The organism is Kitasatospora nipponensis, from assembly GCF_039528135.1.
GTDB lineage: Bacteria > Actinomycetota > Actinomycetes > Streptomycetales > Streptomycetaceae > Kitasatospora > Kitasatospora nipponensis.
Genome location: NZ_BAAALF010000115.1, coordinates 15,766 through 26,622, shown reverse-complemented (window position 1 = coordinate 26,622; position 10,857 = coordinate 15,766). Strand labels below are relative to the sequence as shown.

The 10,857-nt window shown below is 73.0% G+C and carries 8 protein-coding genes; 4 read left to right on the top strand and 4 right to left on the bottom strand.

Annotation, left to right across the window (positions count from 1 at the left end):
* Both ABD323_RS26550 and ABD323_RS26545 read right to left on the bottom strand, forming a co-directional pair.
* Positions 1–802: hypothetical protein (locus ABD323_RS26550; protein ID WP_425556164.1), on the bottom strand; the 802-nt coding region annotated here is incomplete at its 3' end.
* On the bottom strand, positions 787–1,605 hold the full coding sequence (locus ABD323_RS26545; protein WP_344444487.1) for an ABC transporter ATP-binding protein: 819 nt from the start codon (positions 1,603–1,605) through the stop codon (positions 787–789). The genes ABD323_RS26545 and ABD323_RS26550, both read right to left, overlap by 16 nt.
* A 309-nt stretch (positions 1,606–1,914) precedes the next feature.
* Here ABD323_RS26545 and ABD323_RS26540 point away from each other — a divergent pair, with 309 nt between their 5' ends.
* Positions 1,915–3,228, top strand: coding sequence for a recombinase family protein (locus ABD323_RS26540; protein ID WP_344444486.1), 1,314 nt, complete (start codon positions 1,915–1,917; stop codon positions 3,226–3,228).
* 24 nt (positions 3,229–3,252) lie between these two features.
* On the opposite strand, the gene ABD323_RS26535 is transcribed toward ABD323_RS26540, so the two are convergent.
* Positions 3,253–4,098, bottom strand: coding sequence for a hypothetical protein (locus ABD323_RS26535; protein WP_344444485.1), 846 nt, complete (start codon positions 4,096–4,098; stop codon positions 3,253–3,255).
* 364 nt (positions 4,099–4,462) lie between these two features.
* Here ABD323_RS26535 and ABD323_RS26530 point away from each other — a divergent pair, with 364 nt between their 5' ends.
* Positions 4,463–6,685 (top strand): alpha-galactosidase, encoded by a 2,223-nt coding sequence (locus ABD323_RS26530; protein ID WP_344444484.1) that lies wholly within the window; start codon positions 4,463–4,465, stop codon positions 6,683–6,685.
* 143 nt (positions 6,686–6,828) lie between these two features.
* Positions 6,829–7,407 carry an AAA family ATPase gene (locus ABD323_RS26525; RefSeq protein ID WP_344444483.1) on the top strand — a complete coding sequence of 193 codons (579 nt, stop codon included), beginning with the start codon at positions 6,829–6,831 and terminating at the stop codon, positions 7,405–7,407.
* A gap of 51 nt (positions 7,408–7,458) precedes the next feature.
* Here the strand turns inward: ABD323_RS26525 and ABD323_RS26520 are convergent, their stop codons facing one another.
* Complete coding sequence (locus tag ABD323_RS26520) at positions 7,459–7,851, bottom strand: SHOCT domain-containing protein (RefSeq protein ID WP_344444482.1); 393 nt, start codon at positions 7,849–7,851, stop codon at positions 7,459–7,461.
* 247 nt (positions 7,852–8,098) lie between these two features.
* Here ABD323_RS26520 and ABD323_RS26515 point away from each other — a divergent pair, with 247 nt between their 5' ends.
* Entirely contained in the window at positions 8,099–10,831 is a 2,733-nt protein-coding gene (locus tag ABD323_RS26515) for a glycoside hydrolase family 31 protein (RefSeq protein ID WP_344444481.1), read from the top strand.
* The last annotated feature ends 26 nt before the right edge of the window (positions 10,832–10,857 follow it).

Below are 10,857 nucleotides of genomic sequence, written 5' to 3'. Positions count from 1 at the left end.
CCGACGACCGCGAGCGCCCGCCCGGGGCCATCGCCAGGCGCCGGCGCAGCAGCGGCGGCCAGCACGCGACCAGCACGGCGAGCAGCAGCACCAGCGCGCCCAGGGCCAGCAGGCTCAGTCCCCAGGCGCCGCGCCCGGCCGCGTCGACCGCGACCGCCCCCCAGCCCGACGGCAGGCAGCGCACCACGGCCGACAGCGCCGGCGAGTGGCCGTCCGTCAGCCGGCCGGCCAGGAAAGGGACCGAGCCGGACGCCAGCGAGAGCCCGGTGATGGCCAGCGCGACCAGCGTGGTGCCGAAGTCGCGCCCGCGCCGCGAGCTGACCGTCGGCCCCAGCACGCCGATGGCCACCGTCGAGGCGACCACGGCCAGCACCAGGTCGAGCAGCACCGCCAGCACGCCCACCAGCGCCGCGCCCGCGCCGAACTGCGCGCCGTAGGCCACCAGGGCGCCGAAGGCGATCAGGCCGAAGACCAGCGAGACGTCGGCGAAGGCGGCGCCGAGCATGGCGTGGGCCAGCTTGCGCGGCGGGATCGGCAGCAGCTTGAAGTAGTCCAGGCGCAGCGTGCTGTCGTCACCGGTGAGGACCGGTCCGGTGACCCGGCCGAGCAGCCAGCCGAAGCTCAGCACGGCGAGCACGTCGGTGCCCGCGCCGGGGTGTTGATAGTGCGTCAGTCCGGCCAGCAGCGTGCCGACGGCGAGCAGGGTGACCACCAGGACCAGCGCCAGCGTGCCGTAGATCCGCTTGCCCTGGGCGCCGCGCCGCAGGATCGCGGTGCGCATCTCGATCAGGACGCCAACCATGCCAGCCCCTCCGATCCACCGGTGCGGGCACCGACGATGTGCACGAAGGCCTCTTCGAGCGACTGGCCGCCGCGCACCTCGTCCAGCGCGCCGCAGGCCTCCACCCGGCCCCCGGCGATCACCGCCACGTGGTCGCAGAGCTGCTCGACCAGCGCCATCACGTGGCTGGAGAAGACCACCGAGCCACCGCCCGCCACGAACCGCTGCAGGATGGTGCGGATGGTCGCGGCGGAGACCGGGTCGACCGCCTCGAACGGCTCGTCGAGCACCAGCAGCCGGGGGCCGTGCAGCAGCGCGGTGGCCAGGGTGATCTTCTTGCGCATGCCGGTGGAGTAGTCGACCACCACGGTCTGCTCGGCGCCGTCGAGTTCGAGCACCCGCAGCAGTTCGTCCGCGCGCTCCTCGACCACCTCGCGCGGCAGGCCGCGCAACAGGCCCAGGTAGCGGAGCACCTCGCGCCCGGTCAGCCGGTCGGGCAGCGCCATGCCGTCGGGCAGCACGCCGATCAGCGACTTGGCCGCCACCGGGTCGTTCCAGACGTCGCGGCCGAAGATCCGCACCGAGCCGGCGTCGGGGCGCAGCAGGCCCACCGCCATCGACAGGGCGGTCGTCTTGCCGGCGCCGTTGGGGCCGACCAGGCCGAAGAACGAGCCGCCGGGGACGACCAGGTCGACGTGGTCCACCGCCACGTGGTCGCCGAAGCGCTTGACCAGGCCGGCGAACTCCAGTGCCGGCGGCGCCTGGCCGGGCGCGGACGGGCCGGCCCCGGGGGGCGTGGGGTCGGGGGCGGGGGCGTGGCTCATCGGCATCTCCAGGATCGACGGATCTGCGCGAGCCGGCCGCCGCGCGGCAGGGGCGTCGGCGGGCCGCGGGCCGTGACGTTCCCCCGTCGGCACCGCGCGTGCCCCATCATGCAAGATCAACCGGCGGTCGGTCACCTGGTATCCGGTGAAAGATCAAGTCAAGAACGGCCGCCCTCTCCCCGACCAGGGGTCAATTCTTAGGCTAGGCTTGCCTTCCTCGGCAGGCATGGCCCCCTTGCCTGCCCTGCCTGCCCTGTCGTCCTTTCCGCCCCGCGCGGGCACTGCCCTGATCCGAGCCGAGGACCACCCGTGCCGTTCACCCCCTCCTCCAGCCAGGCGGCGCGGCACGCTGCGGTCTACTGCTGGCTCACTGCGGCCGCCGAGCGGCGTGGCGGTCCGCCGGTCATCGGGCTCGAGCTCCAGGAGGAGCTCGCCCGCGCGCAGGCGAGCCGGCTCGGGCTGACCCTGGCCGCCCACCACGTCTTCACCGACCACCGCGCCCCCGTCCTGCCCCGTCCCACGCCGGGCCCCTCATCCGCCGCCTCCCCCGTGGCCGCCACCGGCTGGGACGCGCTGCTGTCCGCCGCCCGCGCCGCGCGGTTCGGGCACCTCTTCCTGCACGACGCGCTCCGCCTCGAGCGCCACCCGTGCGCCCTGGCCGAGTTGCTCGCGCTGGCCGACAGCCGGGGACTGCGGCTGTACGGGCACCCGCTGGACCTCAACGACCCGGCCGTGCGCGAGGACCAGCGCGAGCGCGCCGAACGGGCCGGCCGGGCGGCCCTCGCCGCCTCCGCGCGGAGCCGCAGCGCCGGCCGCGCGGCCGCGGCGGCGGGCCGTCCGCACGGCGGCGGGCTGCGCCGGTTCGGGTACACCCCGGGGATGGCCGCGCTGGTCGACGGCGAGGCCGCGGTGGTGCGCGAGGTCTTCGCCCGGTTCCTGGCCGGCGCCTCGCTGCGTGCGCTCGCGCTCGACCTGAACCACCGCGGCATCCCCACCGCCTACGGCCGCAGTTGGACGGTCGGCGGGGTGGGCCGGCTCCTGGACGCCCCGCGCTACGCCGGCCTGCCGGTGCTGGACGGCGAGCTCGTGCCGGACGGCGAGGGCGCTCACCCGGGCGCGAGCTGGCCGGCGTGCGTCAGTGTGGACGACTGGCGGGCGGCCCGGCTGCTGCGCCGGCGGCGGGCCGAGGAGCTGGCCGCCGGGCGCCGACCGCGCCGCGCCTACCCGCTCACCTCGCTGGTCCGCTGCACCCGCTGCGAGCGCCACATGGTCGGCTCCACGGTGGGCAGTTACCCCACCTACGCCTGTACTGCGAACAGCAGTCTCGTCGCGGAGCACTGCTCTCGCCACATCGGGGCCGAGTCCCTGGAAGCCCACGTCGCGGAGCGCGCCATCGCGCTGCTGGAGGCCCTCACCGACCCGCCCGAGTGCCGCGCCCTCGACGGCGTCACGAGCGGCACCGAGGCCCGCTTCGGCTGGGCGCGACTCAGCACGGCCCGCCGGGCCACGGTCTTCCGCCACTTCTTCGCCACGGTCCGGATCGGCGCCTCCTCGACCGGCCGCAGCGTCTTCGACCCGAGCCGCATCGAGCTCGTCCCCCGTCCCCGCCCCACCCTCCCCTGACCACCGCGGTCCCCCTCGGCGACCTCAGCCCACCCGGACCCCACCACCGCGCTGCCACCGCGCGACCGAGCTGTTCTCCCCCTGGGCGTTGAGCCGCTCGCCCGACAGTCGCAGCGTCGCGATCCGGCCGTCCCGACGTGCCTCGAGCCGCTCGTCCTGAATGGCCCTCAGCAGCTGCACGACCGCCCCCGCCCGGAAACCCGCACTGTTCCCGGTGGCCACCTGCATCCACCCGATGTCCCTGAAATCGGCGGCGAAGAGATCGAGTTGCCAGGCTATGCCGACCGCCTTGACGTGCCGCGACCATCCGCTGGGGCCGACCCGGACGGCCGTGATCCGGTCGCTGCGCAGGCTCAGCCCACCGTCGTCGCCGCCCACCGCGTACGCCTCCACCCAGACGTCCTCCGGCCCCGCCGGCCCCTCGGCGCCGCCCGGCCCGGCGTCCCGGGCCGCCCGGGAGGCCTGCTCGGGGTAGTGCTCCCAGCTGAACTCCAGCTCCAGCGGCTCGGGTTGCCGTTGCAGGTCGAGGGGCTCGACCGGTGCCGGACCGAGCAGCGGCGGCAGGTCGGCCACCGTGAGCACGGCGATCTGCCCGGTCAGCGCGACCTCGGCCTCCTTGCGGCGCAGCTCCGCCAGCAGGACGTGCTCGCCGTGCGCCTTGAAGGAGCGCCCCGGTCCGCGGGCCACCAACTGCCAGTCGGTCTCGGGGTCCAGGCCCGGCGCGTACACCTGGAGCAGCCAGTCCCGCCCGTCGCCGCCGAGCGCGACCGCCGTGTCGTTGACCCGGGTTGCGGTGATCTGGTCGGAGCGGAGCAGCAGCGGCACGCCCTCGGAACCGCTGACCTTCAGCCAAACCTGAGAAATCGCCATGCCCCGACCGTAGGCACCCGCCCACCCCCGGGTGGCCGGATTCGCGTCTTGGAAAGGCGTCGACGCCACCGCTGGAAGCACGACCGGCGCCGTACGCCCCGTCCGTGCGCCTACCCACTCCCCCGGTGGACCGGAACGCGCCCTTCGACCCCGCCAGGTGGCTCCGCCCCAGCGATCGGCCGGCTGACCGACTGGCTGACCAGCCGTCAGAGTTGGGTCCACCCGCGCTTCCTCGTGCACGATGATTGTTTTCTGTTCGTTTCTCTGTGAAGGTTTGTTGACAACAGTTCGAATAGCCGACCCGGCGCCATCGGCTCGACCTGTCTCCTGCCACCCCCACTTCGACCCCCCACAGGGAGGACCGGTGCGGATCATCCCCACCCTGCTCAGCCGGACAGCCCGTCCCCTACTGGCACTGTCCCTCGCGGTCGCGGCCCTGCCCGCCGCCCTGCTGTCCGCTGCCCCGGCCCACGCCCAGCCCAACGGCGTCGCCACCACGCCCCCCATGGGCTGGAGCAGTTGGAGCTTCCTGCGCAAGGATCCGACCGAGCAGAACATCGAGGCCCAGGGCCAGGCGCTCGCCACCAGCGGCCTGGTCGCCCACGGCTACGACTACCTCAACATCGACGACTTCTGGTACCTCAACCCCGCCACCACCGTGGACGCCTACGGCCGTTGGGTGACCGACCCGAGCCGCTTCCCGCACGGCATGGGCGCGGTGGGCAGCTACGTGCACGGCCTGGGCGAGAAGTTCGGCATGTACCTCACCCCGGGCATCCCGGTGGCCGCGTACAACCAGAACACGCCGATCCAGGGCACCTCGTTCCACGCCCGCGACATCGTCTCCAACACCCTCAGCACCGAGACGAACTACAACTTCGGCGCCGGTTCGATGTACTACATCGACTACGCCAAGAACCCCGCCGCCGCGCAGGCCTACCTCGACTCCTGGGCCGACCAGTTGGCCTCGTACGGGGTGGACTACCTCAAGATCGACGGGGTGGGCGACTGGGACGTCCCCGACATCCAGCACTGGTCACAGGCGCTGAACCGGAGCGGACGCCCGGTCCACCTCGAACTCTCCAACAGCCTGGACGTCAACAACGGCGCCACCTGGCGCAGTTACGCCAACGGCTGGCGGATCGACGGCGACGTCGAGTGCTACTGCTCCGGCTCCTCCTACCCGCTGACCAACTGGAACAACGTCTCGGCCCGCTTCGGCGACGTCCCGCAGTGGACCGACCTCGCCGGGCCCGGCGGCTGGAACGACCTCGACTCGATCGAGGTGGGCAACGGCGCCGACGACGGTCTGACGGTGGACGAACGCCAGTCCCAGCTGACCCTGTGGGCCATCTCGGGAGCACCCCTGCTGCTCGGCACCGACCTGACCCACCTGGACGGCGGCGACCTGGGGCTGCTGGGCAACGACGAGGTGATCGCCGTCGACCAGCCAGGCCACCCGGCCCGCCCGGTCGACCGGTTGACCCAACAGCAGGTCTGGTCGGCGCCGAACGGCGACGGCAGCTACACGGTGGCGCTCTTCAACCTGACCGGCTCCGCGGCGCCGGTCACCGCCCGCTGGTCGGATGTCGGCTTCAGCGGTTCCGCCTCGGTGCGCGACCTCTGGAACCACAGCGAACTCGGCGCCGCCAACGGGTCGTTCAGCGCCACCATCGCCGCGCACGGCACCCGGCTGCTGCGCGTCACCCCGGCCGCCGCCGCGCACCCCACGGCGCTGCCCTACAACCTGGTCAACGTGGCGAGCGGCCTGGACCTGGACGTCGCCGGCGCCGCCACCACCGAGGGCGCGGGCATCGTCCAGCAGCCGGCCAACGGCGCCGGCGACCAGCAGTGGCAGCTGGTGCCGACCGGGGACGGGTACTACCGGATCGACAACCTGAAGAGCGGCCTGCTCCTGCGGGCCCCCGCGGGAGCCACCGGCGCCGGTACCCAGCTGGTCCAGGCCCACGACGACAACAGCTCCGCCGCCCAGTGGAAGCTCACCCCCACCGGCAACGGTTCCTACACCGTCACGGCCCGGTCGGTCGGCCAGATGGCCGACCTGGCCGGCGGCTCCACCGCCGCCGGCACCCCCGTCGTCCAGGCCGGCGCCGGCAGCGCGGCCACCCAGCAGTGGCGGCTGGTTCCGGTCCCGACGCCCGGCGCGCCGTACAAGCTGGTCAACGCCCTGAGCGGGGGCCGGATGGACGTGGACCACGACTCCACCGCCGACTCCGCGCACGTCCTGCAGTGGCACGACAACGGCCAGGCCGACCAGCTCTGGACGTTCGCCGGCCAGGGCAACGGCGTGTACACCATCGCCAACGCCAACAGCGGCAAGCTGCTCAACATCCCCGGCCCGACCACCTGGCAGGCCACCCAGCTGATCCAGTACCACGACGACGGGAACAGCAACTCCCGCTGGCAGCTGGTCGACGCCGGTCCCAACCAGGTCCAGTTCAGGAGCGTCTACGACGGCCAGCTGATCGACCTCGACCACGGCTCGCTCTCCGACGGCGCGGCCGTGCTGCAGTTCCCGGCCAACGGCGGTACGAACCAGCGCTGGTCGCTCGTCCCGCCGTCCTGACCCGACGACACGGGAGGCGGTGGCCGGCCCACCCCGGGCCGGCCACCGCCTGCGCCTCGTCCGCCATCCGCCACCGCCCCCACCGCTCGCCCACCTCGTCCCCCCAGCAGCCCAGCCGCCCAGCCGCCCACCAGGAGCCCGACGTGCAGCGCTTCATCCTCACCGGCACGCCCGGCGCCGGGAAGACCACCCTCCTGCACCACCTCGCGGAACGCGGTCACCGCGTGGTCGAGGAGGCCGCCACCGACCTGATCACCGCCGAACAGGCCCGTGGCACCGCCGAACCATGGGCCCACCCGGACTTCGTCGACCAGGTCGCCGCCCTGCAACGCCGGCGGCAGGAGCAGGAGCCGGAGCCGGGCCGACTCGCCACCGCCCAGGTCCAGTTCCACGACCGCTCGCCCGTCTGCACGCTGGCCCTGGCCCGCTACCTCGATCGCCCGGTCTCCCCCTTCCTCGCCGCCGAGCTGGACCGGATCACCCGCGAGCGGATCTACCGGCCCCAGGTGTTCTTCGTCCGCAACCTCGGCTTCTGCGAGCCCACCGCCGTGCGCCGGATCAGCTACCCCGAGGCCCTGCGCTTCGAGCGCCTGCACGAACAGGCCTACCAGGAGCTCGGCTTCACCCTCGTGGACGTCCCCGCCGCCGACCTCCCCACCCGCCTGGCCACCGTCGAGGCCGCCCTGGAGGAACTCACACGTTCGTCGCCGGTGTCGCACTGACCTTCGCGACCCTCGGCCTCGGGGTGGCGATGGGCTGACCGGGGGCGTCCGTCACCCCGCTCCGCCACCCGGTCCGCCCGCGGCGCCACCACCTGCGCCCGGCCCTTCCTCGCCGCGCAGCAGCTGCCGCCTGCGCCGGAACTCCTCCTCGTCGATCTCGCCCCGCGCGAACCGCTCCCCGAGGATCCGCTCGGCCTCCACCGGCCCGCCCCGCACCGCACCGGCGCCACCGGCCGCCGTCGAGCCGGCGACCGCTCCGCCCCCGGCGCCCGTGGCGGCGACGACGGCGGCCGTGCGGCGCGCGCTCTGCCGGTAGAGCAGCACGGCCAGCACCACTAGGGCGACCAGGAGCACGAAGCCGCCGATCGTCAGCGCGGCGAGCCAGGGATGCCCGCCGTGGTAGCCCCCGTAACCGCCACCATGACGGTAGTGATGAGTGATCATCGTGCGCCACCTTTCACTCGCCCGGCCCTGTCGGGTCAGCACCTCAAGTCTGCTCTCCTCATCTCACTCTCATGTTCATTCATGCTCAATTCGGCATTGAACGAGCACTAATGGACTGCTAGGGTCCCCATGGCCTGACCGGCGCGGCCATCCGCGGAAGTGCCTGTCATGCCCCTGCCAGTAGCGCGCCCAGCACCGCGATCCACCCGCACATCCGCCAATCCCCCTTCGCCCGATGGACGGTGGCATGCGAACGCTCCTGCACCCCCGACTCCCCCATCCGCCTCACCAACCCCACCCACCCCAGCGACCCCGCCGGCGCCGCCCACCCCGCACCGGCGCCCTCGGCGCCCTGACCGCCGTCCTCGCCGTACTCTGCGCGCTGCTCGGCGGCCAGCCCGCCGCGCACGCCGCCACGCCGCCCGGCGGCACCCTCTCGCTCACCGGCGCCCGCACCCTCAGCTGGCAGGGCCAGAGCTACCCGAACGGCTCGACCCCCGACCCGGCGCACTGCCCCAGCGAGGCCGACGACCCGCAGCACCAGGTCTGCGACCGCTTCGACCTCACCGTCGACGTACCGGCCGACTACTGGCGGGAGAACCCCGACGGCGGCGTGCCGCTCTCCATCAGCTGGCCCGACGCCACCAACGACTTCGACCTCTACGTCTATGACAGCGCCGGCCACGAGGTCGCCGAGAGCGCCTCGGCCGCCGACCCCGAGGCCACCGTGATCCCGAACGCCTCCGGGCTCTACCACGTGCTGGTGGTGCCCTACGCGGTGACCGGTTCCGGCTACACCGCCACCGCCCAGATCCCGCAGCCGACCACCGTCGGGGATGCCACCGGGATCTCCCGCTCCGGCGACGGCTACCTGATCGCGGCCGGCACCGCCAAGGCCCGGGTGGACTTCACCGGCGAGTCCGTCTTCCGTCTCCAGCTCGCCCCGGACGGCACCTTCACCGACCCGCCCGCCGGCGAGATGATCCCCACCGCACCGGCCACCATCAAGACCCTGCGCGAGCGCGACGCCGGCTCCTACTACGCCATCAGTTCCCAGGAGTTGACGCTACGGGCCTACAAGAGCCCGCTGCGCTTCGCGCTCTACACGGCCGACGACCGCACACTGGTCTGGCAGGAGACCCGCGGCCTGACCTGGACCCAGGACGCGATGTCGCAGACGCTGGCCCGCGGCCCCCAGGAGCAGTTCTACGGCGCGGGCGAGCAGAACGGCTCCTTCTCGCACCGCGACCAGCGCGTGCACGTCGCCAACAGCTTCGACTGGAACGAGGGCGGCTACAACAACTCCCAGCCGTTCTACCTCTCCAGCAGCGGCTACGGCGTCTTCCGCAACACCTTCGCCCCGGGCGTCTACGACTTCCACGACCCGGTGCGCACCTCCGCGCAGGAACGTCGCTTCGACGGCTACTACTTCTACGGGCCCGACCTGAAGAAGATCATCAGCCAGTACACCGACCTGGTCGGCAAGCCCTTCATGCCGCCCGTCTACGGGCTGGAGCCGGGCGACTCCGACTGCTACCTGCACAACGCCAACCGCGGCGAGCGGCACACCCTGGACGCCCTCACGGTGGCCGACGGCTACACCTCGCACCAGGACCCGCTGGGCTGGATGCTGGTCAACGACGGCTACGGCTGCGGCTACGAGAACCTCCAGCAGACCGGCCAGGGCCTGCGCGACCACGCCATGCAGCTCGGGCTCTGGACCTCGACCGGCCTGCCGAACCAGGGCGAGGAGGTGCAGGCGGGCGTGCGGGTCCGCAAGTTGGACGTGGGCTGGGTCGGCCCGGGCTACCAGTTCGCCCTGGACGGCTGCCAGCAGGCCAAGTCGGGCATCGAGCAGAACAGCGACGCCCGCGGCTTCGTCTGGCTGCCGGTCTCCTGGGCCGGCGCGCAGCGCTGCGGCGTGCTCTGGAGCGGTGACCAGACCGGGAGTTACGACTACGTCCGGTGGCAGATCCCCACCTACGCGGGCTCCACGATGTCCGGCATCGCCTACAACACCGGTGACGTCGGCGGCATCTTCGGCAGCGACCCGCGGGTGGAGACCCGCGACCTGGAGTGGAAGACCTTCATCCCGACCATCATGACGATGGACGGCTGGGCCGCCACCGACAAGCAGCCCTGGCTGGCCGGGGAACCGTACAGCTCGGTCAACCAGCGCTACCTGCAACTGAAGGAGCGCCTGCTGCCCTACCTCTACACGCTGGCCGCCGACGCCCACCGCACCGGGGTCGGCGCGGTGCGCCCGCTGGTGCTGGAGTACCCGGACGACCCCAGGACCTGGGGTGACGCGGCCCGGTACGAGTTCCTCAGCGGCAAGGACTTCCTGGTCGCTCCGGTCTACGACAACTCCGAGACCCGCGACGGGATCTACCTGCCCAAGGGCACCTGGGTCGACTACTGGACCGGGAAGACCTACCAGGGGCCGACCACCCTCGACGGCTACCGGGCGCCGCTGGACACCCTGCCGCTCTTCGTGCGGGCCGGTGCGGTGGTGCCGATGTGGCCGCAGGGCACGCTCTCCTGGCAGAGCCGCGACACCGGCCGGCTGGACTACGACATCTACGCGCAGGGCCAGTCGAGTTACACGCTCTACGAGGACGACGGGACGACCCGGGCCTACCAGCAGGGGGCCAGCGCCACCCAGCAGGTGACCGTCCGGGCGGTCGGGCAGGGACACGGCGTCACCACGGTCGACGTCGGACCGAGCGTCGGCACCTACACCGGCAAGCCGGCGGCGCGCTCGTACGGGTTCAGCGTGCACGTGGGCGCCGGTCCCGCGGCCGTACTGCTGGGCGGACGGTCACTGACCGGCTACCCCTCGCAGACGGCGCTGGACGCGGCCGGCTCCGGCTGGAGCTACGACGCGGCGGCCGGCGTGGTGCACGTGCGGACCCCGCAGCAGTCCACCGGCAGCGGCTTCTCGCTGCTGCTGGCCGGGGCCGGCGGCCTGACCGGCTGAACCGGTGCCCCGCGCCGGCCCGGTCC

What these genes read in the sequence shown, in the direction of transcription:
- ABD323_RS26545 (WP_344444487.1), bottom strand. Translation starts at nt 1,605, where the DNA reads ATGAGCCACGCCCCCGCCCCCGACCCCACGCCCCCCGGGGCCGGCCCG.
- ABD323_RS26515 (WP_344444481.1), top strand. Translation starts at nt 8,099, where the DNA reads ATGCGAACGCTCCTGCACCCCCGACTCCCCCATCCGCCTCACCAACCC.
- ABD323_RS26535 (WP_344444485.1), bottom strand. Translation starts at nt 4,098, where the DNA reads ATGGCGATTTCTCAGGTTTGGCTGAAGGTCAGCGGTTCCGAGGGCGTG.
- ABD323_RS26520 (WP_344444482.1), bottom strand. Translation starts at nt 7,851, where the DNA reads ATGATCACTCATCACTACCGTCATGGTGGCGGTTACGGGGGCTACCAC.